The organism is Rhizobium sp. OAE497, from assembly GCF_040546565.1.
Taxonomy (GTDB): Bacteria; Pseudomonadota; Alphaproteobacteria; order Rhizobiales; family Rhizobiaceae; genus Rhizobium.
In genome coordinates this window covers 1,524,059-1,549,653 of sequence record NZ_JBEPOA010000001.1, presented here as the reverse complement: position 1 = coordinate 1,549,653, position 25,595 = coordinate 1,524,059, and the positions used below count along the sequence as shown (strand labels likewise).

Below are 25,595 nucleotides of genomic sequence, written 5' to 3'. Positions count from 1 at the left end.
AGGCAACGCCCACCTGCGATCTTGATTCAGGAAATGCGCATATGGAATTGATCGGAAAGGCAAAAGCCTGGGCGAAGTCACTGAAGCGTGACGTCACGGCGCTGTGGCTCGCGGCCCGCGATCCCAGGGTGCCATGGTATGCGAAGGCGGTCGCCGCGGCCGTCGCCGCCTATGCACTGTCGCCCGTCGACCTCATTCCGGACTTCATCCCGGTGCTCGGCTATCTCGACGATCTGATTATCGTACCGCTCGGCATCATGCTGGCGATCAGGCTCATCCCGCAGCCAGTCATGGCGGAGCTGCGCCAGCGGGCTGCAGAGCGCACGGGGCGGCCTGTCAGCCGGGCCGGATTGATTTTCATCCTTGCCGTATGGGCCTGCTGCATCATCTTTCTGGTCCGGGCGTTCCTATAAGCGCCTGCCAGGAAACAGGATCATAGCCCGCATGAAAGCAGCCATCGCCGCCCTCGCCTTCTCGACCGTCTCATTGCTCGCCCCCCTCGCACATGCCGCGAGCTTCGACTGCGATGCCAAGGAGCTGAAGCCCGACGAAAAGGCGATCTGCGACAACCGGGCACTCAACGACGCCGACGTGAAGATGGTCACCACCTTCGACCTGCTCTCCGGCCTGCTCGCCATGGGCACGCGCGGCACCCTGCAGGACGAACAGACGGCCTGGCTTAAGAAACGACAGGATTGCCAGGCGGACGCCGCCTGCATCAAGGCGGCCTATGACGAGCGGATGAAGCAGCTCGACGAGACGTATAAGAATATCAATCGGCCGCTTTAGCGTTTAGCCGCCAAGTTGAGCTCGGATTGCCGATATCACCACCGCAAGCGCGGCATCCGGTAGCCGTCCGATCCGGTCGATCTGCGATGTCTCGACGGTGGCGATCTTCGCCGGTCGAACGACCGAAGGCGCCGGCAGGCCTGCCGTCTGATGATCAGGGATCGCAACATCTCCGAGCCATGGCCGATTTTCGGCCGAGGTTATCATGACGGCCCAGACGAGAGCATCATTCTCGCCGAGCGAACCGGCGGAAACAACGAGCGCCGGACGCCGCTGGCGCGTATCGCGATCGGTATAGGGAAAGGGCACCCGTATGATGTCACCCTGCTCAAAGGTCGGCATAGGCTTTCCGATCGGCTTCGCTATCCCATTCCGAGAAGGTCGCAAAAGGATCGTCGGACATCGGTTCGGCAGCCCGCGATATCACCACGCGATTGTCAGCCTCCAGCGTATAGACGATGGAATCCCCTTCCTTCAGGTGCAACGCGGAGCGCACGGCCTGCGGGATCGTCGTTTGAGCCTTGCTGGTCATCTTGCTTGTGATCATCATTCACCTCGGAATGGAATGTAAGGAAATTCCTTACCGATGACAACGGCGGATAAGCAAACCGTGCCGAGACCCGGAACCTCTGAAAACGAAAAGACCCGCTGCCTAGGAGACAGCCGGTCTTCTGATCAGATCGAAGCTTTTCAGCTTATTCCGGCAGGATCCGGACTGCGCCGCGATCGGCACTGGTGGCGAAGGCCGCGTAGGCCTTTAGTGCCGTCGTGACGTTGCGCTTGCGGACTTCGGCCGGGCGCCAGCCCTTGGCTTCCTGTTCGGCGCGGCGTGTCGCCAATTCGGCGTCGCTGACACGCAGGCTAATGGTGCGGTTCGGGATGTCGATGTCGATCATGTCGCCCGGCTGGACGAGGCCGATCGTGCCGCCGTTTGCGGCTTCCGGCGAAGCGTGGCCGATTGACAGACCCGAGGTACCGCCCGAGAAGCGGCCGTCGGTGATCAGGGCGCAGGCCTTGCCGAGGCCCTTCGACTTCAGATAGCTGGTCGGATAGAGCATTTCCTGCATGCCCGGGCCGCCCTTGGGGCCTTCGTAGCGGATGACGACAACATCGCCGGCGACGACTTCGTTGCCGAGAATGGCCTTCACGGCGGCGTCCTGGCTCTCATAGACCTTGGCCGGACCGGAGAATTTCAGGATCGATTCATCGACGCCTGCGGTCTTAACGATGCAGCCGTCGAGCGCCAGATTGCCCTTGAGAACAGCGAGACCGCCATCCTTCGAGAACGGATGCTGGGCATCGCGGATGACGCCGTTTTCGCGGTCGAGATCGAGCTCGTCCCAGCGGGCGCTCTGGCTGAAGGCAACCTGTGTCGGTACGCCGCCGGGCGCTGCGCTGAAGAGCTTCAGGGCGACGGGATTGTCCGTGACCGAGATATCCCACTGCGCCAGTGCGTCGCCAAGCGTCGGCGAATGGACGGTCGGCAGGCCGGCATTGATCAGCCCGGCGCGGTTCAACTCCCCGAGGATCGCCATGATGCCGCCTGCACGGTGGACATCTTCCATATGGACGTCGGACTTCGCCGGTGCGACCTTCGACAGGCACGGGACACGGCGCGACAGGCGGTCGATGTCTTCCATGGTGAAGTCGATTTCGCCCTCGTGGGCGGCTGCCAGAATGTGAAGAACGGTATTGGTCGATCCACCCATGGCGATATCGAGCGCCATGGCATTTTCGAAGGCGCCCTTGCTGGCGATGGTGCGCGGCAGTGCCGTTGCATCGTCCTGCTCGTAATAGCGCTTGGCGAGTGCCACGACGCGGCGGCCGGCCTCGAGGAAGAGTTCCTTGCGGTCGGAATGCGTGGCGAGCGTCGAGCCGTTGCCGGGCAGCGACAGGCCGAGCGCCTCGGTCAGGCAATTCATCGAGTTGGCGGTGAACATGCCGGAGCATGAACCGCAGGTCGGACAGGCCGAGCGCTCGATGACCTTGACGTCTTCGTCCGAAACCTTGTCGTCGGCAGCCGCAACCATGGCATCGACGAGGTCGAGGGCGTGGGTCTTGCCGTTGAGCACGACCTTGCCGGCCTCCATCGGACCGCCGGAGACGAAGATCGTCGGGATATTGAGGCGCAGCGACGCCATCAGCATGCCGGGGGTGATCTTGTCGCAGTTGGAGATGCAGACCATGGCGTCGGCGCAATGAGCGTTGACCATGTATTCGACGCTGTCGGCGATCAATTCGCGCGACGGCAGCGAATAGAGCATGCCGTCATGGCCCATGGCGATGCCGTCGTCGACGGCGATTGTATTGAATTCCTTGGCGACGCCGCCGGCCGCTTCGATTTCGCGGGCGACGAGCTGGCCGAGATCCTTCAGGTGGACGTGGCCGGGCACGAACTGCGTGAACGAGTTCACCACCGCAATGATCGGCTTGCCGAAATCGCTGTCCTTCATGCCCGTGGCGCGCCAAAGGCCGCGCGCACCCGCCATGTTGCGGCCGTGGGTCGTGGTTCTCGAACGATAGGCTGGCATCGGTGTCTTCCTCAAAGTGCCGGATTTATCTGCGATATAGGGCGGCGAAGCTGTTTGCTGGCCGGCGATCGCCGTATTTTTGAATTGTCCTAATCCAATCGGCAGGGGCTGTCACTACCGGCAAGGGCAAATCCGGTACGGCGCGCGCGGCGTCCATCGGGCATATACGGAGCGGAGGAGCCTTTTGTTACAGGCTATTCCTTCACATCCGAACACAAAAAATTGGCTTTCCGTCAGGCCGGTTCAAGGCCTAGACACTAATCTGAAAACGCCGATCATGCGTTTAAAGAGATATTTGGGCCGCCCCCAGCCCAGGAGGTTTGAAATGCCGACCTACCGCCCCCCGAAGATCCGCTCGTCGGAGATCACGCCGCATCAGGTCTATCTGCGCCGCCGCGAATTTCTCGGCGCTGCAACGCTTGGCGCCATGGCGCTCTACGGCGCCGGAAAGGCGAGCGCTGCCGCCCTCAACGCCGTCGACAGCAAATATACCGTCGACGAGAAGACGACGCCGCTGAAGGACGTCACCACCTACAACAATTTCTACGAGTTCGGCCTCGACAAGGGTGACCCAGCAGCGCTTTCGGGCGACTTCAAGCCCCTGCCCTGGACCATCAAGGTCGACGGCATGGTCAACAAGCCGGGCACTTTCGATCTCGATGCGCTAATGAAAGAATTCCCGGTCGAGAGCCGCACCTACCGGATGCGCTGCGTCGAGGCGTGGTCGATGGTCATCCCCTGGGATGGCTTTCCGCTGGCAGCACTATTGAACAAGGTCGAGCCGCAGGGAAGCGCCAAGTACGTGGCCTTCGAGACGGTCGTCCGCCCGGAAGAAATGCCGGGCCAGAAGGGCATCTTCCAGTCGCTGGAATGGCCCTATGTCGAGGGCCTGCGCCTCGATGAGGCCATGCATCCGCTGACGCTGCTTGCCGTCGGTCTCTACGGCCAGACGCTGCCGAACCAGAACGGCGCGCCGATCCGCCTCGTCGTGCCGTGGAAATATGGCTTCAAGGGCATCAAGTCGATCGTCCGCATCTCGCTGACCGACAAGGAGCCGAAGAACACCTGGCAGGTCACCAATCCGCAGGAATACGGCTTCTATGCCAATGTGAACCCGGCAGTCGACCATCCGCGTTGGAGCCAGGCCACCGAACGCCGGATCGGCGAAAGCGGCTTCTTCGGCGCCAGCCGTCACCCGACGCTGCCCTTCAACGGCTATGCCGATGACGTGGCGAGCCTCTATTCCGGCATGGATCTCAGGGCGAATTTCTGATGGCGGGTTTCTCGTTCAGCCTGCCGAAGCGCTGGCAGCCGGCTTCGGTCTGGGCACTTTATGCCGTCGGCCTGCTGCCGGCGGCCTGGACCTTCTATCTTGGCGCCACCGACGAGCTCGGCGCCGATCCGGTCAAGACCTTCGAGCTGTTTCTCGGCCTCTGGACCATCCGCTTCCTGATCCTGACACTCGCCGTCTCGCCTGCCCGCGATCTGCTGGGCTGGAACTACCTGCGCTATCGCCGGGCGTTCGGCCTGCTGACCTTCTATTACGCACTGATGCATTTCACCGTTTACATGGTGCTCGATCAGGCGATGGACCTTTCCGCCGTCATCGACGACGTCCTGAAGCGGCCCTTCATCATGTTCGGCATGGCAGGCCTCGCCCTGCTCGTCCCGCTCGCCGTCACATCGAACAATTTCTCGATCCGCAAGATGGGCATGAAATGGATCTGGCTGCACAAGCTGATCTACATCATCGCCGCCGCCGGTGCCCTGCATTTCGCGCTGTCGACGAAGATCCTCGACCTTGAGCAATATATCTATGTCGGCCTGATCATCCTAATGATCCTCTACCGTTCCTGGCGCCCGATCGCGAAAAGCCGCAAGCGGGCGGCGCAGGGGCGCCAGCGCGGGCGGGCTGCGGCGACGGTCTCCTAGCGGGCGGCCTGCGACAGCTTCGCATCGATGAAGCAAGCCACCGCTATGCCGAGCGTGTAGGAGACGATGTTCCAGATCGAGAAGATGCGGCCGATCAACAGCGCTCCTGTCAGCGTCAACCTGAAGGCGTCGAGCCAGGGCGTGTGATAAAGCCGGAAGAGCTCGACCGCGGCCGAAAGAACGACGGCGAGAACTGCAAGGTTCAGGGACCGGACGCGCGGAGCGAACAGCAGGCTCAGGATGAGAAACACCATCCCGCCCCAGAGGGCCGCTGCGCCATAATTGACGATGATAAACGGCAAGCCGAAGGGATAGCCGAACCGGCGCAATAACAGTCCCGCCGCGATGACCAAAAGCGTAGCGACGGCATATCCTGCCCTCGAGCCGAGACCATTTTTGAACATCACAGGCTCGGTCACAATCTTAGCCACTTCCTCGATACTAGCTGCAGGTCGATCCGGCGGTTTGGTTCGAGTCCGTCCGGATCAGCTTGCCCACTCCTGCTCCCCCGGTCCTCCGATGTCAAAGCCTCTTGCTCTCCGCATGCTCCTGCCGGCTCTCGACGAGCACCTGACCGCCATACCCGAGGCGCAGGGATTGCGAGGCATCAGACGCTTCGCCGTCGAATTCCTCTATTTCGGGATCAAGGAGGCGCGGGCTTCGCTGTTTGCGGGGTTGTTCTTTCTCGCGGTCTTTGCCGTCCCCCGCGCCGGTCTATTCGGTCTCGCGCGCTATGACCTGCTCTTGGTGATCGCTATGGCGATCCAGGCCGCGATGGTGCTCGCCAAGCTCGAGACGCTGGATGAACTGAAGGCGATCACGCTGTTTCACCTGATCGGCTTTGCTCTCGAGGTCTTCAAGACCTCCAGCAGCATCCAGTCCTGGTCCTATCCCGATTTCGGCTATACCAAGCTCTTCGGCGTGCCGCTGTTTTCAGGCTTCATGTATGCAGCGATCGGCAGCTACGTGATCCAGGCCTGGCGCGTGCTGGACCTCCGAGTGCGCCACCACCCGCCTTACTGGATGGCGACGCTGGCCGCCACAGCGATCTATGCGAATTTCTACACCCACCATTATATCGGCGACTATCGCTGGTATATCGCGGCCTGCACCCTTGGCCTCTATGCCCGCACGACCGTCATCTTCCGGCCCTATGACCGCGACAGGCGCATGCCGCTGCTCATCGCCTTCGTGCTGATCGGTTTCTTCATCTGGCTTGCCGAAAACGTCCACAGCTTCCTCGGCCTCTGGCAATATCCGAACCAGATCGGCGGCTGGTCTGTCGTCCATATCGGCATCTGGAGCTCGTGGTCACTGGTCGTGGTGATGACCTTCACGATCGTCGCCAATCTCAAGCACATCAAGGAACGCATTCACGTGCCCGAGTGAGAAGTGCTCACCACCACAAACGAAAACAGCCGGGCTTTGCAGCCCGGCTGTTTTGCTTCCGGAGAACCGGAAAGAATTAAGCAGCTTCGGCCGCAGCGGCTTCGGCTTCGACGCGGGCCTTGTCGGCTGCGCCCTTGGCATTGACGTCGCGGTCAACGAACTCGACGACTGCGAGAGCAGCGTTGTCGCCCTGGCGGAAGCCAGCCTTCATGATACGCAGGTAGCCGCCGTTGCGGGTTGCGTAGCGCGAAGCGATGGCGTCGAAGAGCTTGGCAACGACAGCGGCGTCGCGGATCTGCGAGATCGCCTGACGGCGAGCGTGCAGGTCGCCGCGCTTGCCGAGGGTGACGAGCTTTTCAACGATCGGACGGATTTCCTTTGCCTTCGGCAGAGTGGTCACGATCTGCTCATGGGTGATGAGCGAAGCCGCCATGTTGGCAAACATTGCCTTGCGGTGGCTGGCAGTTCTGTTCAGCTTGCGGCCGGCTTTTGCGTGGCGCATTGCTATTCTCCTTTGATGCAGGGCTCTTCGCTTCTAGCGGGCCTGCCGTTTCCTGGCACATACAGGCGATCTGCCTGCTGTTTGACTGGGAAAGGCAGCCTCAGAGCCTGCCTTTTTGGTTCTTAATACTGGTCTTCGTAACGCTTGGCGAGATCTTCGATGTTCTCGGGCGGCCATGCCGGCACTTCCATGCCGAGGTGCAGGCCCATGGAAGCGAGAACTTCCTTGATTTCGTTCAGCGACTTGCGACCAAAGTTCGGGGTGCGGAGCATTTCTGCTTCGGTCTTCTGAATGAGGTCGCCGATGTAGACGATGTTGTCGTTCTTCAGGCAGTTTGCCGAGCGAACAGACAGTTCGAGTTCGTCTACCTTCTTCAGGAGCGCCGGGTTGAAAGCCAGTTCGGTGACGGCTTCTTCCTCGGTTTCCTTCTGCGGCTCGTCGAAGTTGACGAACACGCCAAGCTGATCCTGGAGGATACGAGCCGCGAAAGCGACGGCATCTTCACCGGAGATCGAGCCATCGGTCTCGATGGTCATGTTCAGCTTGTCGTAGTCGAGAACCTGTCCTTCGCGGGTATTTTCAACCTTGTAGGACACCTTCTTGACCGGCGAATACAGGCTGTCGACCGGGATGAGACCGATCGGAGCATCTTCCGCACGATTGCGCTCGGCCGGAACGTAGCCCTTGCCGTTGTTGACGGTGAATTCCATACGGATTTCGGCGCCCTCGTCGAGCGTGCAGATCACATGCTCGGGGTTGAGGATTTCGATATCGCCGACCGTCTGGATGTCGCCAGCCGTTACAACGCCCGGGCCCTGCTTACGCACGACCATGCGCTTTGCGTCGTCGCCATCCATCTTGATGGCGATTTCCTTGATGTTGAGCACGATGTCCGTAACGTCTTCGCGGACGCCCGGGATCGAGGAGAATTCATGCAGCACGCCATCGATCTGCACGGCCGTAACAGCGGCACCGCGCAGCGACGACAGCAGAACGCGGCGAAGCGCGTTGCCGAGGGTGAGGCCGAAACCGCGCTCCAGCGGCTCTGCTACGAGCGTCGCCTTGGTGCGCGAGCTCGAAGAGAACTCGACCTTGTTCGGCTTGATCAATTCCTGCCAGTTCTTCTGAATCATGTCTTTGCCTTCCGTTCGTTACCACCATCCAATCGTGGTAACCGAGCTTGAGAAACACCGGGAGCGCGCTAGCGCTCACCGGTGTTGTGAGTGGCGATGATCAGACGCGGCGCTTCTTGCGCGGGCGGCAGCCATTGTGCGGGATCGGCGTCACATCGCGGATGGACGTGATCATGAAACCAGCAGCCTGGAGCGCGCGCAGAGCGGATTCACGGCCGGAGCCCGGGCCGCAAACTTCGACTTCCAGCGACTTCATGCCATGTTCCTGAGCCTTCTTGGCGCAGTCTTCAGCAGCGATCTGGGCAGCGAACGGGGTCGACTTGCGCGAACCCTTGAAGCCCTTGGCACCAGCGGACGACCAGGCAATAGCGTTGCCCTGTGCGTCGGTGATGGTGATCATCGTGTTGTTGAAGGTCGAGTTGACGTGCGCCACGCCCGACGAGATGTTTTTACGTTCGCGACGGCGAACGCGTACGGCTTCCTTGGCCATTCTTATCCCTTTCTTGGATATCGTCACCGCCGTAATACCAGCGGCTCCACCGGAGCGATGCCTTGAGGCAACGCTCCAAACTCAAAAGAGGCCGGCGGACCGCCAGCCTCCCCTTCCCGGTTTCCCGGAAATTACTTCTTCTTACCAGCGATCGCCTTTGCCGGGCCCTTGCGGGTGCGGGCATTGGTGTGCGTGCGCTGACCGCGAACCGGCAGGCCGCGGCGATGACGCAGGCCGCGGTAGCAGCCGAGGTCCATAAGGCGCTTGATGTTCATCGCGGTGTCGCGACGAAGATCACCTTCGACCTGGTAATCGCGGTCGATGGTTTCGCGGATCTGGAGCACTTCGGAGTCCGTCAGCTGATGGACGCGCTTGTCAGCCGGAAGACCGACCTTCTCCATGATTTCCTGTGCGAATTTCGGACCGATCCCGTGAATGTAGGTCAGCGCGATAACAACGCGCTTTGCAGTCGGGATGTTGACGCCAGCGATACGTGCCACGCCTGTTCTCCTTGCATTCCTGTTGCCATCCGGCAAGAGGGCTTCGTTATGCCGCCCTCAAGGGGCCGCTCGTTCATATTGGGGTTCGTAACATGTCAAAACGACCGAACCCGGACTTCGTAGGAAATCCGCGCCGATCGCATCAAATGTCGCGAGTTGGCGCGGTGTTTAACGGAATCAGTGCTGAAACGCAACCGCTTCCGCCAAGTTTATTTTCGAGGCACTAGAGCTTCGAAAGAATGGCGTCGATCTCCGTCGTGACATGATCGATGTCGGCCATTCCATCGACCACCTTCAGCTTACCCTTGGCATGGTAATAACCGATCAGTGGCGAGGTTTCCTTGTAGTAAGCGGCCAGACGGGTCACCACGGTCTCGCGGTTATCGTCGGGGCGGCGCTTGAAGTGGGTCGAACCGCAGCGGTCGCAGACCCCTTCCACCTTCGGCTTGACGTTGGTGTCGTGATAGCCGGCGCCGCAGTTGGCGCAGGTGTAACGGCCGGAGACGCGATCAGCGAGAATCTTGTCGTCGACTTCGATCTCGATGACGGCCGAAAGCTCTATGCCCTTGCCCTTCAGCATCACCTCGGTGGCATCCGCCTGCACGAGCGTGCGCGGGAAACCGTCGAGAATGAAGCCATTGGCGCAATCCGGGGCATCGAGACGCTCGGAGACGATGGCATTGACGATCTCGTCAGAAACAAGCTTGCCGGCGTCCATGACGGCCTTTGCCCGCTTGCCCACCTCCGTGCCGGCCTGAACGGCTGCACGGAGCATGTCACCGGTGGAGAGCTGCGGAATGCCGTGCTTCTCCACGATCCGCTGGGCCTGGGTCCCCTTACCCGCGCCCGGCGGCCCCAAAAGTATGAGTCTCATCGCCCCCTCTTTCCTCCACGCAACTTCGATTTCTTGATCAGACCTTCGTACTGCTGTGCAATCAGGTGACCCTGAATCTGCGCAACCGTATCAAGAGTTACGCTAACCACGATCAAAAGCGAAGTCCCACCAAGGGATAATGGGATGCCGGTTTGCGACACCAGGATCTCAGGCAGGATGCAGACGAACACGAGGTAGATTGCGCCGATGACCGTGATTCGGGTCAGGACGTAATCGATATATTCGGCGGTACGCTCACCCGGACGGATGCCCGGAATGAAGCCGCCATGCTTCTTGAGATTGTCGGCCGTGTCCTTCGGATTGAAGACGATAGCCGTATAGAAGAAGGCGAAGAATGCGATAAGTGCGCCGTAGAGCAGCATGTAGAGCGGCTGGCCGTGGCCGAGCGCTGCGACGATCGAGGTTGCCCAGGACGGCAGAGCGGTCGTGTTGGCAAAGCCTGCAACGGTTGCCGGCAAGAGCAGCAGCGACGACGAGAAGATCGCCGGGATGACGCCCGAAGTGTTGAGCTTCAGCGGCAGGTGCGACGTATCGCCCTGGAACATCCGGTTGCCGACCTGACGCTTCGGATACTGGATCAGAAGGCGGCGCTGGGCACGTTCGACGAAGACGATGATGGCGATGACGGCGATCGCGATGACGATGACTGCGAGAATCAGCGTCGTCGACAGAGCGCCGGTACGGCCGAGCTCGAGGGTGCCGGCAAGCGCGCTCGGAAGACCGGCGGCGATACCTGCGAAGATGATCAGCGAGATGCCGTTGCCGATGCCGCGCGAGGTGATCTGCTCACCGAGCCACATCAGGAACATCGTGCCGCCGAGCAGCGTGATGACGGTGGAAATCTTGAAGAACCAGCCCGGATCGACCACGAGGCCGTTGCCGCTTTCGAGGCCGACCGCGATGCCATAGGCCTGCAGCGTGCCGAGCAGCACCGTGCCATAGCGGGTGTACTGGTTGATGATCTTACGGCCCTGCTCGCCTTCCTTCTTCAGGTTTTCGAGCGCCGGGACGACCGAGGTCATCAGCTGCACGATAATCGAAGCGGAGATGTAGGGCATGATGCCGAGCGCGAAGATCGCCATGCGCTGTACGGCGCCGCCCGAGAACATGTTGAAGAGGCCGAGAATGCCGCCTGCCTGGCCGCGGAAGGCCTGGGCATAAGCTTCGGGGTTCAGACCCGGAAGCGGAATGTGCGTACCAAGCCGGTAGACGAGGAGAGCTGCCAGTGTGAACCACAGGCGCTTCTTGAGATCCTCGGCTTTGGCGAAGGTCGAAAAATTGAGGTTGGAAGCCAACTGTTCCGCTGCAGAAGCCATGCGATTCTCCGCGCTACCTCTTCCGGCGCTTCGCGAATTGGGCCGGATCCGGAAAAGGCTGTCTATTATTTAAAGCCGGGCTTCGGACGGATTGCTGGCGCAATCGATGCCTCACCCTTGATTTCGTCGAAACCTGACCGTTGCGGGGTGCAACGTTTCAGGTTTTGTGAGGCCCACATATGGGAGCAAAATCGCCCGGTGTGAAGCACCCCGGGCGACATATCATAAGATTATTATTCTGCCGCTGCGGCAGAAAGAAGCGTGATGGAACCGCCAGCCTTTTCGATCTTCTCGACGGCAGACTTGGAAGCGCCTGCAACTTCGAGCTTGATCTTGGCCTTGAGTTCGCCGCCGGAGAGGACGCGAACGCCATCCTTGGTGCGGCGGATAACGCCAGCAGCCTTCAGGGCAGCTGCATCGACGGTCTGCTTGGCATCGAGCTTGCCGGCATCGACGGCAGCCTGGATACGCTCAAGCGACACGACAACGAAGTCGGCCTTGAAGATGTTGTTGAAGCCGCGCTTCGGCAGACGACGGTAGATTGGCATCTGACCGCCTTCGAAGCCATTGATGGCAACGCCGGAACGGGACTTCTGACCCTTGACACCGCGGCCGCCGGTCTTGCCGGAGCCCGAGCCGATGCCGCGTCCGAGACGCTTGCGGCTGTGCGTAGAGCCTTCGTTGTCCTTGATTTCGTTCAGTTTCATGATCGTATCCTCTGGCTTACTTCTCGTCGACGATGCGAACGAGATGCTGCACAGCACGGATCATGCCACGAACGGAAGGGGTATCTTCCAGCGTGCGGCGGCGGTGCATCTTGTTGAGGCCCAGACCGATCAGCGTGCGCTGCTGAACGTCAGGACGGCGGATGGGGCTGCCGATCTGCTCGACGGTGATCGTCTTTGCTTCGGTCTTCTTGGTAGCCTTGGCCATAGGTCAGACTCCTCTTATTCTTCAGAGGCGTTGCCGGAGGCGGCACGGCGAGCCTGGAGCGTAGCATACTTGATGCCGCGCTGAGCTGCGATGTCCTTCGGGTGAACCTGATGCTTCAGAGCGTCGAAGGTTGCGCGAACCATGTTGTACGGGTTCGAGGAACCGGTCGACTTGGCGACAACGTCGTGAACGCCGAGCGTTTCGAAAACGGCGCGCATCGGACCACCGGCGATGATACCGGTACCGACCTTAGCCGAACGCAGCAGAACCTTGCCGGCGCCGTGGCGGCCGTGAACGTCGTGATGCAGGGTACGGCCTTCGCGCAGCGGCACGAAGATCAGCTCGCGCTTGGCAGCTTCGGTTGCCTTGCGGATAGCTTCCGGCACTTCGCGTGCCTTGCCATGACCGAAGCCAACGCGGCCCTTCTGGTCACCAACAACGACGAGAGCGGCGAAACCGAAACGGCGGCCACCCTTAACAACCTTAGCAACGCGGTTGATCGCGACCAGCTTGTCGACGAATTCGCTATCGCGCTCTTCACGGGCCTGGCGGTCTTCCCGCTGCGGCCTTCTTTCCTGTGCCATTGTCCTCTTCCTTTTTCTTTTCCGGGTGCAATCGGCAAACAAAATGAGGACCGCCCCGGCCTCCCCTTCGGAGACGCCTGCGGTCCGGTGAGATCCGGCCGGAGCTTTTGAGGCTTCCGGCCGGAAACTTTATTAGAAGGACAGACCGCCTTCGCGGGCTGCGTCTGCCAGGGCCTTGATGCGGCCGTGGTAGATGAAGGCGCCACGGTCGAATACGACCTCCTTGACGCCTGCCTTCGTTGCGCGCTCTGCAACAAGCTTGCCTACGAGGGCAGCTGCTGCGGTGTCAGCACCGGTCTTCAGAGAACCGCGCAGATCCTTATCGAGAGTCGAGGCAGCCGCGAGGGTCTTGCCGGCAACATCGTCGATGACCTGAACATAGATGTTCTTCGAGGAGCGATGAACCGACAGGCGCGGACGGCCATTGGCCACCGACTTGAGATGACGGCGCACGCGGTTGGCACGACGTGCAAGTGCTTCTTTCCTGCTAGCCATTTCGCGTGATCCTTACTTCTTCTTGCCTTCTTTGCGGACAATCCGCTCTTCGGCATACTTAACGCCCTTGCCCTTGTAAGGCTCAGGACCGCGATATTCGCGGATTTCAGCGGCAACCTGGCCGACCTGCTGCTTGTTGATGCCGGTGACGACGATTTCCGTCGGCTTCGGCACAGCGATCGTGATGCCCTGCGGCGGCTCGTAAACTACGTCGTGGCTGAAACCGAGAGCCAGCTGCAGGTTCTTGCCCTGAAGCGATGCGCGGTAACCAACGCCGTTGATTTCGAGCTTGCGCTCGAAGCCGTCCTTAACACCCTTGAAGATGTTCTCGATCATCGTGCGGGACATGCCCCACTTCGAACGAGCATCCTTGGACTGGTTGATCGGAGCAACCGATACCGCGTTGTCCTTGAACTCGAGCTTGATTTCGTCGTTGGCGACGAAGAAGAGCTCGCCCTTCGGACCCTTTGCGGTGACCTTCTGGCCGTCAACCGATGCCGTCACACCTGCTGGAACCGGGACGGCTTTTTTACCGATACGAGACATGTTTCAATCCTGTCTGTTCGTTATGGAGTTCCCCTGCTCTGATCTTAGAAGACCGAGCAGAGAACCTCGCCGCCTACGTTCTGTTCGCGAGCCTGGTGATCGGCCATCACGCCCTTCGGGGTCGAAAGGATGGTGATGCCGAGGCCGTTCGCGACCTGCGGAATGGACTTGACCGAGACATAAACCCGGCGGCCCGGCTTGGACACACGGCCGATCTCACGGATCACCGATGCGCCTTCATAGTACTTGAGTTCGATGCTGAGCTCCGACTTGCCATTGCCGAAATCGACAACGGAATAGCCACGGATGTAGCCTTCGGACTGCAGAACATCGAGAACACGTGCACGGAGCTTCGAAGCAGGCGTCGAGACCGACGACTTGCGGCGGGAAGCGCCGTTACGGATACGGGTGAGCATATCGCCCAACGGATCAGTCATTGTCATCTAACCTGCTCCTTACCAGCTGGACTTGACGATGCCCGGCACCTTGCCGAGATTGCCGAGTTCACGCAGCGCGATACGCGACATGCGCAGTTTGCGGTAGTATGCGCGCGGACGGCCCGATACTTCGCAACGGTTGCGAATGCGGGTCTTCGATCCATCGCGCGGCAGGGATGCCAACTTGATCGAGGCCTTGAACCGCTCTTCGATCGGAAGAGACTGGTTCATGATGATCGCCTTCAGAGCTGCGCGCTTGGCAGCCTGATTTGCGACCGTATTACGGCGGCGCTTGTTCTTTTCAACTGCGCTGGTCTTCGCCATGTCAGGTTCCTTTTCTACGCTCGTCGTTACGGTTACTGACGGAACGGGAAGCTGAACTCTGTGAGCAGAGCGCGTGCTTCGTCGTCCTTCGTTGCCGTCGTGCAAACGATGATGTCCATGCCCCACATCTGATCAACCTTATCGTAGTTGATCTCAGGGAACACAATGTGCTCCTTGATGCCCATGGCGAAGTTGCCACGGCCGTCAAAGCTCTTCGGGTTCAGGCCGCGGAAGTCGCGAACGCGCGGGAGCGCGATGTTCACGAGACGGTCCAGGAACTCGTACATGCGGGCGCCGCGGAGGGTAACCTTCGCGCCGATCGGCATCTGTTCGCGGACCTTGAAGCCAGCGATAGAGTTGCGTGCACGGGTGATAACCGGCTTCTGACCAGCAATAGCGGCCAGGTCAGCTGCAGCAACAGTCGGCTTCTTCGAATCAGCCGTTGCTTCGCCAACACCCATGTTGATGACGATCTTGTCGATCTTCGGGATCATCATTTCGTTGGCGTAGGAGAACTTCTCCTGCATCGCATTGCGAATGCGCTCAACGTATTCCTTCTTGAGCCGCGGCTCGTACTTTGCCTGAGCCATTAGATCACCTCACCGGAACGCTTGGCCACACGGACCTTCTTGCCGTCAACGACCTTGAAGCCAACGCGGGTCGGCTTGCCGTCCTTGTCGACGATTGCAACGTTGGACAGGTGAACCGAGGCTTCCTTGTTGATGATGCCGGCTTCCTGGGTCTGCGTCTGGCGCTGATGGCGCTTTACGACGTTGACGCCACGGACAACCGCGCGATCTTCCTTCGGCAGAACCTGGAGGACTTCGCCGGTACGGCCCTTGTCCTTGCCCGTGAGCATGACGACCTTGTCGCCTTTACGAATCTTCTGCATCGGTCTCGCTCCTTACAGTACTTCGGGAGCCAGCGAGATGATCTTCATGTGGTTCTTGGCGCGAAGTTCGCGCGGAACCGGTCCGAAGATACGGGTGCCGATCGGCTCTTTCTTGTTGTCGATGAGAACTGCTGCGTTCGTGTCGAAGCGAATGACGGAACCATCCGCACGGCGGATGTCCTTGGCGGTGCGAACAACAACCGCCTTCATAACGTCACCCTTCTTCACGCGGCCGCGCGGGATCGCTTCCTTGATCGAAACGACGATGACGTCGCCGATCGAGGCATACTTGCGCTTCGAGCCGCCCAGCACCTTGATGCACATGACACGACGCGCGCCGGAATTATCCGCGACGTCGAGGTTTGTTTGCATCTGAATCATATCAGGTCGCCTTTTTGGTTTACCGGACTGGTTGGGCTTTCGCCCCCTACCCCGGCTTATGAAAATTTGTCAGCCGACCGAGCCCGCAAAACGGGCACAGAAACGGCAATAGCTTGAATAGCGCGGGAAAAATCGTGCCAAGGTGGTTTCCCGGTGGGACCTTCCGTGCGCTCAAAGCAAAAGAACGCCCGGCTTTCGAGCGTTCTGACGCTGCTTCATACAGATATTTCCGCGAGACGCAAGGCCTCGCGAGAAATTCTTACTTGCCCTGGGCGGCGATAACCGTCCAGCGCTTGTCCTTGGAGATCGGAGCGCATTCCTCGATGGAAACGGTGTCGCCGATCTTGTACTGGTTGTTTTCGTCGTGGGCCTTGTACTTCTTGGAACGACGAACGGTCTTCTGAAGCAGCGGGTGAGCGAAACGGCGCTCGACGCGGACTACTACAGTCTTCTCGTTCTTGTCGCCAACGACGACGCCCTGCAGAATGCGCTTCGGCATGTTATTCTTCCTTTACGCCTTTGCTTCTGCCGCCTTCTGGCGGGCAATGGTTTTCACGCGGGCGATGTCCTTACGGACTTCGTTGATGCGCGAGGACTTCTCGAGCTGGCCGGTTGCCTTCTGGAAGCGCAGGTTGAACTGCTCCTTCTTGAGGTCGGCGAGCTTGTCCTTGAGCTGATCGGCCGTGAGGCCGCGGACTTCTTCGGCTTTCATCTGCCTCTCCTTACTCTGCAATGCGCTGTACGAAGCGCGTCTTGACCGAGAGCTTGGCAGAGCCGAGACGAAGCGCCTCACGGGCGATTTCTTCGCTGACGCCGTCGATCTCGAACATCATACGGCCGGGCTTGACCTTGCATGCCCAGTATTCAACGGAGCCCTTACCCTTACCCATACGGACTTCGGTCGGCTTCGCGGTTACCGGAACATCCGGGAACACGCGGATCCATACACGGCCGGCGCGCTTCATGTAACGCGTGATCGCGCGGCGTGCCGCTTCGATCTCGCGTGCATTCACGCGGTTCGGCTCCTGAGCCTTAAGGCCGAATTCACCGAAGGCGAGGTCGGAACCACCCTTGGCGACGCCCTTGATGCGGCCCTTGAATTGCTTGCGGTACTTGGTACGCTTTGGCTGCAACATTTTCTTATTCTCCGAACTTCTTTGCCACCAACGCTATCAAGCGTTGTCGCGGCGACGATCGCGGTCACGGCTTGCCGGACCCTGAGCGTCACCCTCGAGTGCGCGGCGCTCGGAGGCCATCGGATCATGCTCAAGGATTTCGCCCTTGAAGATCCAAACCTTGATGCCGCAGATGCCGAAAGCGGTTTCCGCTTCAGCTGTGCCGTAGTCGATGTCAGCGCGCAGCGTGTGCAGCGGAACGCGACCTTCGCGGTACCATTCGGTACGAGCGATTTCAGCACCGCCGAGACGGCCTGCGCAGGTGATCTTGATGCCTTCGGCGCCAAGACGCATTGCAGACTGAACAGCGCGCTTCATGGCGCGGCGGAAAGCCACGCGACGCTCGAGCTGCTGGGCGATCGACTGAGCAACGAGCGTTGCGTCGACTTCCGGCTTGCGCACTTCAACGATGTTGAGGTGCGTTTCGGAGTTCGTCATGTCCGACAGCTTCTTGCGGAGCTTGTCGATGTCTGCACCCTTCTTGCCGATGATCAGACCCGGGCGAGCCGAGTGGATCGTGACGCGGCACTTCTTGTGCGGACGCTCGATGACGACCTTGGCGATACCAGCCTGCTTCAGTTCGCTCATGACGAACTTGCGCATCTTCAGGTCTTCGTGCAGCAGCTGACCGTATTCGGCATTGTCCGCAAACCAGCGGCTATCCCAGGTACGGTTGATGCCAAGACGGAAACCGATTGGATTGATTTTCTGACCCATTATGCGGCCTCCTCTTGTGCCTGCACTTCGCGGACCACGATCGTGAGGTGCGCGAACGGCTTCTCGATGCGAGATGCACGGCCGCGGCCACGAGCGTGGAAACGCTTCATGACGATCGACTTGCCGACGTAGGCTTCTGCTACGACAAGCGTGTCAACGTCGAGATCGTGGTTGTTCTCAGCGTTGGCGATCGCAGATTCGAGCGTCTTCTTGACGGCGCCTGCGATGCGCTTGCGGGAGAACTCCAGCTCAGCGAGTGCACGGTCGACCTTCTTGCCGCGGATAGCCGCAGCAACCAGGTTGAGCTTCTGTGGGCTGACGCGGAGCGTGCGGGCGACTGCTTGCGCCTCGTTGTCCTTCAGCCGGCGTTCGGCTTTTGCCTTGCCCATTGTTACTTCCTCTTTGCCTTCTTGTCCGCGCCGTGACCGTAGTAGGTCCGCGTCGGAGAGAATTCACCGAACTTGTGACCGACCATGTCTTCGTTGACGCTGACCGGTACATGCTTGCTGCCGTTGTAGACGCCGAAGGTGAGACCGACGAACTGCGGCAGGATCGTGGAGCGGCGGCTCCAGATCTTGATTACTTCTGCACGTCCGCCTTCACGAACCTTCTCAGCCTTCTTGAGAAGATAGCCGTCAACGAACGGACCTTTCCATACTGAACGAGCCATTGGAGACTTCCTCTCTTACTTCTTACGCTGATGACGCGAGCGCATGATGAACTTGTCGGTCGACTTGTTCGACCGGGTGCGCTTGCCCTTGGTCGGCTTGCCCCACGGGGTAACCGGGTGACGGCCACCAGAGGTGCGGCCTTCACCACCACCGTGCGGGTGGTCGACCGGGTTCATGACAACACCGCGGTTATGCGGACGCTTGCCGCGCCAAACCGTACGACCGGCCTTGCCGTCGTTGATGTTGGCGTGATCCGGGTTGGAAACGGCACCGATCGTCGCCAGGCACGAGCCGTGGACGAGGCGCTGTTCGCCAGAGTTCAGGCGAAGGATCGCCATGCCGGCATCACGGCCGACGAGCTGTGCGTAACCGCCAGCCGAACGAGCGATCTGACCGCCCTTGCCCGGCTTCATTTCCACGTTGTGGATGATGGAGCCGACCGGGATGTACTGCAGCGGCATGGTGTTGCCGGGCTTTACGTCGACAGCCTTTTCAGAAGCGATGACCTTGTCGCCGGCAGCGAGGCGCTGCGGAGCGAGGATGTAGGCCTGTTCGCCGTCCGTGTAGCTGACGAGCGCGATGAATGCAGTACGGTTCGGGTCGTATTCGATACGCTGAACGGTGCCTTCGACGTCGAACTTGCGACGCTTGAAATCAACGATACGGTACGTACGCTTGTGACCGCCGCCGATGAAGCGGGCAGTGATACGGCCGAGGTTGTTACGACCGCCGCTCTTGGTCAGACCTTCCGTCAGCGCCTTGACCGGCTTGCCCTTCCAGAGGCCAGAACGGTCGACGATGACCAGCTGACGCTGGCTCGGGGTCGTAGGATTGAATGTTTTCAATGCCATTGTTTTATTCCTCAGAGACCGGTGGAGACGTCGATCGTCTGGCCTTCAGCCAGCGTTACGACAGCCTTCTTCACGTCCTGCTGCTTGCCGGCAAAACCGCGGAAACGCTTGGTCTTGCCCTTGCGGAGCAGCGTGTTGACGGCCGTGACCTTGACGCCGAAGAGCGCCTCGACTGCAGCCTTGATTTCCGGCTTCGACGCCGTCTTGGCGACATTGAAAACAACCTGGTTGTTTTCCGATACCAGAGTGGACTTTTCGGTGATCGCCGGCGAGACGATCACATCGTAGTGGCGAAGATCGGTCACTTGAAACGCTCCTCTAGAGCTTCAACGGCAGCCTTGGAAAGCACGAGCTTGCCACGGCGCACGATGTCATAAACGTTGATGCCCTGGATCGGGAGAACATCGATGTTCGGGATGTTCTGGGCAGCGAGCTTGAAGTTGCCGTCGAGCTCAGCACCACCGATGAAGAGCGCGTTGGTCAGGCCGAGCGTCTCAAAGGTAGCGGCCAGAGCCTTGGTCTTGGCTTCAGCAGCAACGAGGTTGTCGATGATGATGACATCATCCGACTTCAGCTTTGCCGAGAGAGCGAGACGCAGGCCGAGAGCGCGAACCTTCTTGGGAAGGTCGTGTTCGTGGCTGCGAGCAACCGGGCCGTGAGCCTTACCACCGCCGCGGAACTGCGGAGCACGAGCGGAATGGTGACGAGCGCGGCCCGTACCCTTCTGCTTGTACATCTTGGCGCCGGTGCGCGAAACGTCCGCGCGGCCCTTTGCCTGGTGCGTGCCCTGCTGCTTCTTGGCAAGCTGCCAGCGGATGACGCGGGCAAGAATGTCTTCGCGGGGCTCGAGACCGAAGATCGCGTCAGAGAGAGAAACCTTCCCTGCGTCTTTTCCCTCGAGGGTCTTGACGTTGAATTCCATTGGTCTGGCTCCCTTACTTCGCGGCCGACTTGACGGCGTCGCGCACGATGATCCAGGCACCCTTGGAACCGGGTACTGCACCCTTGATCAGGATCAGACCACGATCTTCGTCGGTCGAAACCACTTCAAGGTTCTGAGTCGTTACGCGCGTCTGGCCCATGTGACCAGCCATCTTCTTGTTCTTGAAAACCTTGCCCGGATCCTGGCGCGAGCCCGTCGAACCGTGCGAGCGGTGCGAAACCGACACACCGTGCGTGGCGCGGAGACCGCCGAAGCCGTGGCGCTTCATGGCGCCGGCAAAGCCCTTACCAATGGTCGTGCCCGTCACGTCGACGAGCTGACCTGCTGCGAAGTGACCAGCCTTGAGCTCGGTACCGATCTCCAGCAGGTTGTCTTCCGAAACGCGGAATTCCTGGAGCTTGGCCTTCGGCTCGACGTTGGCGACAGCAAAGTTGCCGCGCATCGCCTTGGACGTGTTCTTAACCTTCGCCTGGCCAGCACCGAGCTGAACTGCGGTATAGCCATTCTTTTCTACAGTGCGCGTTGCGACGACCTGGCAGCCGTCCATACGCAGTACCGTTACCGGAACATGTTCGCCAGCGTCGTTGTAGACGCGGGTCATGCCCACCTTCTGTGCAATCACACCTGAACGCATCGGTTCAATCCTTCCAAATCCGCTCGAGCCAGGCTCAGAGCTTGATCTCAACATCGACACCGGCGGCGAGATCGAGCTTCATCAGCGCGTCTACCGTCTGCGGGGTCGGATCTACGATGTCGAGGAGGCGCTTATGCGTGCGCATCTCGAACTGCTCGCGGCTCTTCTTGTCGATGTGTGGGGACCGGTTAACCGTAAACTTCTCGATGCGAGTCGGAAGCGGAACGGGGCCCCGGACGCTTGCGCCGGTGCGCTTCGCCGTCGACACAATCTCGCGCGTGGAAGCATCGAGAATTCGGTGATCGAACGCCTTCAGGCGAATGCGGATATTTTGGCCGTTCATTCGACATTATCCTTGTGTTCTGTTTTTCGCGCGCCTTTCTCAAGACGCGTTTTTTGTTTTCGCTAAGGCGGACCACCGGTTTCAAAGATCGAGAAGGACACCGCGGAACGGCATCCCTATCCACTCTTCGGGCCTTTTCAGCCCACCTTATTGTTAGTTTTGTTCGCCGCTTCGAAAACCGAAGCAGCACGCAAACAGCGCTCGCGCGCCATGTGCAACATTTCTGTGTAATAAGCAAGCGGCTAGAGCCGCTCACATCATAATAATGTCATCGAATCGGCCGCCCCTCTTGGAGGCGGCCGTTTCTCTGATTACTCGACGATCGAGGCAACGATGCCAGCGCCGACGGTACGGCCGCCTTCGCGGATAGCGAAGCGCAGCTTTTCTTCCATCGCGATCGGAACGATCAGCTCGACGTCAACCGTGACGTTGTCGCCCGGCATAACCATTTCCGTGCCTTCCGGCAGCGTGACGATGCCCGTCACGTCCGTCGTGCGGAAGTAGAACTGCGGACGATAGTTGGTGAAGAACGGCGTATGACGGCCGCCTTCTTCCTTCGTCAGGATGTAGGCTTCTGCCTTGAACTTCTTGTGCGGCTTGACCGAACCCGGCTTGCACAGGATCTGACCACGCTCGACGCCGTCACGGTTAACACCGCGAACCAGAGCGCCGATGTTGTCGCCGGCCTGGCCCTGATCGAGCAGCTTGCGGAACATTTCAACGCCGGTAACCGTCGTCTTCGAGGTCGCGCGAATGCCGACGATTTCGACTTCTTCGCCAACCTTGACGATACCACGCTCGACGCGGCCCGTAACAACCGTACCGCGGCCCGAGATCGAGAACACGTCTTCGATCGGCATCAGGAACGGCTGGTCAACCGGACGCTCAGGCGTCGGGATGTAGGCGTCGACCTGAGCCATCAGCTCGCGGATCGCGTCTTCGCCGATCTTCTTGTCGGAATCTTCGAGAGCGGCCAGAGCCGAACCCTTGACGACCGGGATGTCGTCGCCCGGGAAGTCGTAGGACGACAGCAGTTCGCGAACTTCGAGCTCGACGAGTTCGAGAAGCTCGGCGTCGTCAACCTGGTCGACCTTGTTGAGGAACACGACGATAGCCGGAACGCCAACCTGGCGAGCGAGCAGGATGTGCTCGCGGGTCTGCGGCATCGGGCCGTCAGCAGCGGAGCAAACCAGGATCGCGCCGTCCATCTGTGCGGCACCGGTGATCATGTTCTTGACGTAATCGGCGTGGCCGGGGCAGTCGACGTGCGCGTAGTGGCGGTTCGGGGTCTCATACTCGACGTGTGCCGTCGAGATGGTGATGCCGCGTGCCTTTTCTTCCGGAGCGGCGTCGATCTGGTCGTACGCCTTGAACTCGCCGAAGTACTTCGTGATCGCTGCCGTCAGAGACGTCTTGCCGTGGTCAACGTGGCCGATCGTGCCGATGTTTACGTGCGGCTTGTTGCGCTCAAACTTACTCTTTGCCATTTTCGGCTCTCCATTTTGCTAGGCCCCGAAGGGCGCTAATTCTTGTTATCGGTCAATTGGTATTCCGGTCACTTCTGACCGGAATACTTTGCCTGGATTTCAGTTGCGACGTTCGACGGGACCGGCGCGTAGTGATCGAAGGTCATCGTGTACTGAGCACGGCCCTGCGACATGGAGCGCAGGTTATCGACGTACTTGAACATGTTCGCCAGCGGAACGTTGGCGCTGATGACGATCGCAATACCGCGCTGTTCCTGGCCCTGAATCTGGCCACGGCGGGAGTTCAGGTCACCGATGACGTCGCCGACGTAATCTTCCGGCGTTACGACTTCGACCTTCATCATCGGCTCGAGGAGCTGAGCGCCGGCCTTCTTGGCTGCTTCACGGAAGCAGGCACGCGAAGCGATTTCGAACGCCAGGACCGACGAGTCAACGTCGTGGAAGGCACCGTCAACGAGCGTCGCCTTGACGCCGAGCATCGGGAAGCCAGCCAGCGGACCGGAGGACAGAACGCTTTCGATACCCTTCTGAACGCCCGGGATGTATTCCTTCGGAACGGCACCACCGACGATCTTGGATTCGAACTTGAAGTCGTCGCCTTCCGGGTTCGGTTCGAAGATGATCTTGACGCGTGCGAACTGACCGGTACCACCGGACTGCTTCTTGTGCGTGTAGTCTTCTTCGTGCTGACGCGTGATCGTTTCACGGTAAGCAACCTGCGGAGCACCGACGTTGGCTTCAACCTTGAACTCGCGACGCATACGGTCGACGAGAATGTCGAGGTGAAGTTCGCCCATGCCGGCGATGATCGTCTGGCCGGATTCCTGGTCGGTCTTGACGCGGAAGGACGGGTCTTCAGCAGCGAGGCGATTGAGCGCGAGGCCCATCTTTTCCTGGTCGCCCTTGGACTTCGGCTCGATCGCGATCTGGATGACCGGCTCCGGGAATTCCATACGCTCGAGGATAACCGGCTTCAGCGGATCGCAGAGCGTATCGCCAGTGGTGGTTTCCTTGAGGCCGGCGAGAGCAACGATGTCGCCTGCGAAGGCTTCTTCGATGTCTTCACGCGAGTTGGAGTGCATCTGCAGCATACGGCCGACACGCTCGCGCTTGTCCTTGACCGTGTTGATGACGGATACGCCCTTTTCGAGCTTGCCCGAGTAGATACGAGCGAAGGTCAGCGAACCGACGAAGGGGTCGTTCATGATCTTGAACGCCAGCATCGCGAGCGGCTCGGCGTCGTCAGCGTGACGCTCGATTTCGGCTTCGGTCTTGAAGTCGATGCCCTTGATGGCCGGGATGTCGAGCGGCGACGGCAGGTAGTCGACGACGGCGTCGAGGAGCGGCTGAACGCCCTTGTTCTTGAAGGCGGTGCCGCAGAACATCGGGTGGAACTTGACGTCGATCGTGCCGCGGCGAACCAGGGCGCGGATCTTGTCGTTGTCCGGCATGTCGCCGTTCAGGTAAGCTTCCATCGCTTCTTCGTCGATCTCGACAACGGTCTCGATCAGCTTTTCGCGATATTCTTCAGCCTTGGCCTTCAGGTCATCCGGGATCTCGACGACGTCCCACTGGGCGCCGAGCGATTCATCGCGCCAGACGAGAGCGTTCATCTCGATCAGGTCGACGACGCCCTTGAAGTCGCTTTCTGCGCCGATCGGCAGCTGCATGACGACAGCCGTTGCGCCGAGACGGGTCTTGATCATCTCGACGGAGCGGTAGAAGTCCGCACCGGTCTTGTCCATCTTGTTGCAGAAGATCATGCGCGGAACATTGTACTTCTCAGCCTGACGCCAGACGGTTTCCGTCTGCGGCTCAACGCCGGCGTTGGCATCGAGAAGAGCAATAGCACCGTCGAGAACGCGCAGCGAACGCTCGACTTCGATGGTGAAGTCGACGTGGCCGGGGGTGTCGATGATGTTGAAGCGGCGCATCTTGCCGTCACGGCCCTTCCAGAAGGTCGTGGTGGCAGCCGAGGTGATCGTGATGCCACGCTCCTGCTCCTGCTCCATCCAGTCCATGGTGGCTGCGCCGTCGTGCACTTCGCCGATCTTGTGCGACTTGCCGGTGTAGTAAAGGATACGCTCGGTCGTCGTCGTCTTGCCGGCGTCGATGTGCGCCATGATACCGAAATTACGGTAGTCTTCGATTTTATATTCGCGAGCCATAATGGACTGCCTTTCGATACCGTTCGGGATTACCAGCGATAATGCGAGAACGCACGGTTGGCGTCAGCCATCTTGTGCGTGTCTTCGCGCTTCTTGACCGCGGAACCACGGTTGTTGGATGCGTCGAGAAGCTCGCCCGACAGACGATCGATCATGGTCGTTTCGTTGCGCTTGCGCGCAGCGGTAATCAGCCAGCGAATAGCAAGGGCCTGGCGGCGCTCAGGGCGGACATCAACCGGAACCTGATAGGTCGCACCACCGACGCGGCGCGAACGGACTTCGACGTGCGGGGCAATGTTGTCGAGGGCGGCATGGAAAACGACCAGCGGCTCCTGCTTGGACTTGCCCTGTACGGAGTCAAATGCGCCGTAAACGATGCTTTCAGCAACGGACTTCTTACCATCGAGCATGATGGCATTCATGAACTTCGTGACAACCAGATCGCCAAACTTGGGATCCGGGTTGATTTCACGCTTTTCTGCTCTGTGACGTCTGGACATACTTCTCGTCTCTTAATTGTTAGGGCGCTCAACCACG

39 protein-coding genes are annotated in these 25,595 nt (G+C 59.9%); 5 read left to right on the top strand and 34 right to left on the bottom strand.

The window, feature by feature from the left end; translation table 11 throughout:
* Positions 1–41 precede the first annotated feature (41 nt).
* Positions 42–413 (top strand): YkvA family protein, encoded by a 372-nt coding sequence (locus tag ABIE40_RS08025; RefSeq protein WP_199629443.1) that lies wholly within the window; start codon positions 42–44, stop codon positions 411–413.
* 31 nt (positions 414–444) lie between these two features.
* Positions 445–789 (top strand): lysozyme inhibitor LprI family protein, encoded by a 345-nt coding sequence (locus ABIE40_RS08020; protein WP_112711492.1) that lies wholly within the window; start codon positions 445–447, stop codon positions 787–789.
* 3 nt (positions 790–792) lie between these two features.
* Here the strand turns inward: ABIE40_RS08020 and ABIE40_RS08015 are convergent, their stop codons facing one another.
* From ABIE40_RS08015 to ilvD, 3 genes are all read right to left on the bottom strand, one after another.
* The gene (locus ABIE40_RS08015; protein ID WP_199629444.1) at positions 793–1,131 is read right to left on the bottom strand and encodes a type II toxin-antitoxin system PemK/MazF family toxin; all 339 of its coding nucleotides are present in this window, start codon (positions 1,129–1,131) and stop codon (positions 793–795) included.
* Entirely contained in the window at positions 1,118–1,336 is a 219-nt protein-coding gene (locus tag ABIE40_RS08010) for a type II toxin-antitoxin system PrlF family antitoxin (RefSeq protein WP_112711913.1), read from the bottom strand. Before ABIE40_RS08010 ends, ABIE40_RS08015 begins: the two co-directional genes overlap by 14 nt.
* A gap of 148 nt (positions 1,337–1,484) precedes the next feature.
* Positions 1,485–3,320, bottom strand: a complete 1,836-nt coding sequence (ilvD, locus tag ABIE40_RS08005; RefSeq protein WP_199629445.1) for a dihydroxy-acid dehydratase — start codon at positions 3,318–3,320, stop codon at positions 1,485–1,487.
* A gap of 325 nt (positions 3,321–3,645) precedes the next feature.
* On the opposite strand from ilvD, the gene msrP reads away from it, so the two are divergent.
* Entirely contained in the window at positions 3,646–4,593 is a 948-nt protein-coding gene (gene msrP, locus ABIE40_RS08000) for a protein-methionine-sulfoxide reductase catalytic subunit MsrP (RefSeq protein ID WP_130282480.1), read from the top strand.
* The gene (gene msrQ / locus ABIE40_RS07995) at positions 4,593–5,252 is read left to right on the top strand and encodes a protein-methionine-sulfoxide reductase heme-binding subunit MsrQ (RefSeq protein WP_199629446.1); all 660 of its coding nucleotides are present in this window, start codon (positions 4,593–4,595) and stop codon (positions 5,250–5,252) included. The genes msrP and msrQ overlap by 1 nt, the downstream gene beginning before the upstream one ends.
* Here msrQ and ABIE40_RS07990 read toward each other — a convergent pair.
* Complete coding sequence (locus ABIE40_RS07990) at positions 5,249–5,656, bottom strand: ribosomal maturation YjgA family protein (protein WP_199629447.1); 408 nt, start codon at positions 5,654–5,656, stop codon at positions 5,249–5,251. The genes msrQ and ABIE40_RS07990 overlap by 4 nt on opposite strands.
* A gap of 139 nt (positions 5,657–5,795) precedes the next feature.
* On the opposite strand from ABIE40_RS07990, the gene ABIE40_RS07985 reads away from it, so the two are divergent.
* Positions 5,796–6,641, top strand: a complete 846-nt coding sequence (locus tag ABIE40_RS07985; protein WP_354541067.1) for a DUF817 domain-containing protein — start codon at positions 5,796–5,798, stop codon at positions 6,639–6,641.
* Positions 6,642–6,717: 76 nt separating this feature from the next.
* Here ABIE40_RS07985 and rplQ read toward each other — a convergent pair whose 3' ends face one another.
* The 30 genes from rplQ to rpsG all read right to left on the bottom strand — a co-directional run bounded on the left by rplQ (position 6,718) and on the right by rpsG (position 25,558).
* The gene (gene rplQ / locus ABIE40_RS07980; protein WP_112711485.1) at positions 6,718–7,143 is read right to left on the bottom strand and encodes a 50S ribosomal protein L17; all 426 of its coding nucleotides are present in this window, start codon (positions 7,141–7,143) and stop codon (positions 6,718–6,720) included.
* 122 nt (positions 7,144–7,265) lie between these two features.
* Positions 7,266–8,276: a DNA-directed RNA polymerase subunit alpha gene (locus ABIE40_RS07975; RefSeq protein WP_112387893.1), complete on the bottom strand. Its 1,011-nt coding sequence runs from the start codon at positions 8,274–8,276 to the stop codon at positions 7,266–7,268.
* Between the two features lie 100 nt (positions 8,277–8,376).
* A complete protein-coding gene (gene rpsK / locus ABIE40_RS07970) occupies positions 8,377–8,766 on the bottom strand; it encodes a 30S ribosomal protein S11 (RefSeq protein ID WP_003547577.1) in 390 nt (129 codons plus the stop codon).
* A gap of 131 nt (positions 8,767–8,897) precedes the next feature.
* Positions 8,898–9,266 (bottom strand): 30S ribosomal protein S13, encoded by a 369-nt coding sequence (gene rpsM / locus ABIE40_RS07965; RefSeq protein WP_112711484.1) that lies wholly within the window; start codon positions 9,264–9,266, stop codon positions 8,898–8,900.
* A 223-nt stretch (positions 9,267–9,489) separates the two neighbouring features.
* Entirely contained in the window at positions 9,490–10,140 is a 651-nt protein-coding gene (locus ABIE40_RS07960) for an adenylate kinase (protein WP_112711483.1), read from the bottom strand.
* Complete coding sequence (gene secY, locus ABIE40_RS07955; protein ID WP_112711482.1) at positions 10,137–11,477, bottom strand: preprotein translocase subunit SecY; 1,341 nt, start codon at positions 11,475–11,477, stop codon at positions 10,137–10,139. Before secY ends, ABIE40_RS07960 begins: the two co-directional genes overlap by 4 nt.
* A 233-nt stretch (positions 11,478–11,710) precedes the next feature.
* Positions 11,711–12,184, bottom strand: a complete 474-nt coding sequence (gene rplO, locus ABIE40_RS07950; RefSeq protein WP_112711481.1) for a 50S ribosomal protein L15 — start codon at positions 12,182–12,184, stop codon at positions 11,711–11,713.
* Positions 12,185–12,200: 16 nt separating this feature from the next.
* Positions 12,201–12,410, bottom strand: coding sequence for a 50S ribosomal protein L30 (gene rpmD, locus ABIE40_RS07945; RefSeq protein ID WP_112711480.1), 210 nt, complete (start codon positions 12,408–12,410; stop codon positions 12,201–12,203).
* Between the two features lie 14 nt (positions 12,411–12,424).
* The gene (gene rpsE / locus ABIE40_RS07940; RefSeq protein WP_112711479.1) at positions 12,425–12,994 is read right to left on the bottom strand and encodes a 30S ribosomal protein S5; all 570 of its coding nucleotides are present in this window, start codon (positions 12,992–12,994) and stop codon (positions 12,425–12,427) included.
* Between the two features lie 132 nt (positions 12,995–13,126).
* Complete coding sequence (gene rplR, locus ABIE40_RS07935; RefSeq protein WP_112711478.1) at positions 13,127–13,489, bottom strand: 50S ribosomal protein L18; 363 nt, start codon at positions 13,487–13,489, stop codon at positions 13,127–13,129.
* Positions 13,490–13,501: 12 nt separating this feature from the next.
* On the bottom strand, positions 13,502–14,035 hold the full coding sequence (gene rplF / locus ABIE40_RS07930) for a 50S ribosomal protein L6 (protein WP_112711477.1): 534 nt from the start codon (positions 14,033–14,035) through the stop codon (positions 13,502–13,504).
* Positions 14,036–14,079: 44 nt separating this feature from the next.
* Entirely contained in the window at positions 14,080–14,478 is a 399-nt protein-coding gene (gene rpsH / locus ABIE40_RS07925; protein WP_003547562.1) for a 30S ribosomal protein S8, read from the bottom strand.
* A gap of 12 nt (positions 14,479–14,490) precedes the next feature.
* Positions 14,491–14,796 carry a 30S ribosomal protein S14 gene (gene rpsN, locus ABIE40_RS07920; RefSeq protein WP_112711476.1) on the bottom strand — a complete coding sequence of 102 codons (306 nt, stop codon included), beginning with the start codon at positions 14,794–14,796 and terminating at the stop codon, positions 14,491–14,493.
* Positions 14,797–14,828: 32 nt separating this feature from the next.
* Complete coding sequence (gene rplE, locus ABIE40_RS07915; RefSeq protein ID WP_112711475.1) at positions 14,829–15,386, bottom strand: 50S ribosomal protein L5; 558 nt, start codon at positions 15,384–15,386, stop codon at positions 14,829–14,831.
* On the bottom strand, positions 15,386–15,688 hold the full coding sequence (gene rplX / locus ABIE40_RS07910) for a 50S ribosomal protein L24 (RefSeq protein ID WP_112711474.1): 303 nt from the start codon (positions 15,686–15,688) through the stop codon (positions 15,386–15,388). Before rplX ends, rplE begins: the two co-directional genes overlap by 1 nt.
* Before the next feature lie 12 nt (positions 15,689–15,700).
* Positions 15,701–16,069, bottom strand: coding sequence for a 50S ribosomal protein L14 (gene rplN / locus ABIE40_RS07905; RefSeq protein WP_003547558.1), 369 nt, complete (start codon positions 16,067–16,069; stop codon positions 15,701–15,703).
* Between the two features lie 259 nt (positions 16,070–16,328).
* Positions 16,329–16,568, bottom strand: coding sequence for a 30S ribosomal protein S17 (gene rpsQ, locus ABIE40_RS07900; protein WP_004674926.1), 240 nt, complete (start codon positions 16,566–16,568; stop codon positions 16,329–16,331).
* 12 nt (positions 16,569–16,580) lie between these two features.
* Complete coding sequence (gene rpmC / locus ABIE40_RS07895) at positions 16,581–16,781, bottom strand: 50S ribosomal protein L29 (protein WP_007531673.1); 201 nt, start codon at positions 16,779–16,781, stop codon at positions 16,581–16,583.
* A gap of 10 nt (positions 16,782–16,791) precedes the next feature.
* Positions 16,792–17,205, bottom strand: coding sequence for a 50S ribosomal protein L16 (rplP, locus tag ABIE40_RS07890; RefSeq protein ID WP_003573792.1), 414 nt, complete (start codon positions 17,203–17,205; stop codon positions 16,792–16,794).
* Positions 17,206–17,241: 36 nt separating this feature from the next.
* A complete protein-coding gene (gene rpsC, locus ABIE40_RS07885; protein ID WP_018857109.1) occupies positions 17,242–17,961 on the bottom strand; it encodes a 30S ribosomal protein S3 in 720 nt (239 codons plus the stop codon).
* Positions 17,961–18,350: a 50S ribosomal protein L22 gene (gene rplV, locus ABIE40_RS07880; protein WP_007531667.1), complete on the bottom strand. Its 390-nt coding sequence runs from the start codon at positions 18,348–18,350 to the stop codon at positions 17,961–17,963. The genes rpsC and rplV overlap by 1 nt, the downstream gene beginning before the upstream one ends.
* Before the next feature lie 2 nt (positions 18,351–18,352).
* Entirely contained in the window at positions 18,353–18,631 is a 279-nt protein-coding gene (gene rpsS, locus ABIE40_RS07875) for a 30S ribosomal protein S19 (RefSeq protein WP_007531666.1), read from the bottom strand.
* Positions 18,632–18,646: 15 nt separating this feature from the next.
* Complete coding sequence (rplB, locus tag ABIE40_RS07870; RefSeq protein WP_112711473.1) at positions 18,647–19,483, bottom strand: 50S ribosomal protein L2; 837 nt, start codon at positions 19,481–19,483, stop codon at positions 18,647–18,649.
* 11 nt (positions 19,484–19,494) lie between these two features.
* Positions 19,495–19,788, bottom strand: a complete 294-nt coding sequence (locus ABIE40_RS07865; RefSeq protein WP_112711472.1) for a 50S ribosomal protein L23 — start codon at positions 19,786–19,788, stop codon at positions 19,495–19,497.
* Positions 19,785–20,405 (bottom strand): 50S ribosomal protein L4, encoded by a 621-nt coding sequence (rplD, locus tag ABIE40_RS07860; RefSeq protein WP_112711471.1) that lies wholly within the window; start codon positions 20,403–20,405, stop codon positions 19,785–19,787. Before rplD ends, ABIE40_RS07865 begins: the two co-directional genes overlap by 4 nt.
* Before the next feature lie 13 nt (positions 20,406–20,418).
* Positions 20,419–21,060, bottom strand: coding sequence for a 50S ribosomal protein L3 (gene rplC / locus ABIE40_RS07855; RefSeq protein WP_008521348.1), 642 nt, complete (start codon positions 21,058–21,060; stop codon positions 20,419–20,421).
* Between the two features lie 34 nt (positions 21,061–21,094).
* Positions 21,095–21,403: a 30S ribosomal protein S10 gene (gene rpsJ, locus ABIE40_RS07850; protein ID WP_003547547.1), complete on the bottom strand. Its 309-nt coding sequence runs from the start codon at positions 21,401–21,403 to the stop codon at positions 21,095–21,097.
* Positions 21,404–21,714: 311 nt separating this feature from the next.
* Positions 21,715–22,890: an elongation factor Tu gene (tuf, locus tag ABIE40_RS07845; protein ID WP_130282487.1), complete on the bottom strand. Its 1,176-nt coding sequence runs from the start codon at positions 22,888–22,890 to the stop codon at positions 21,715–21,717.
* Between the two features lie 68 nt (positions 22,891–22,958).
* Complete coding sequence (gene fusA / locus ABIE40_RS07840) at positions 22,959–25,058, bottom strand: elongation factor G (protein ID WP_112716894.1); 2,100 nt, start codon at positions 25,056–25,058, stop codon at positions 22,959–22,961.
* Between the two features lie 29 nt (positions 25,059–25,087).
* A complete protein-coding gene (rpsG, locus tag ABIE40_RS07835; protein WP_112716896.1) occupies positions 25,088–25,558 on the bottom strand; it encodes a 30S ribosomal protein S7 in 471 nt (156 codons plus the stop codon).
* Positions 25,559–25,595 lie beyond the last annotated feature (37 nt).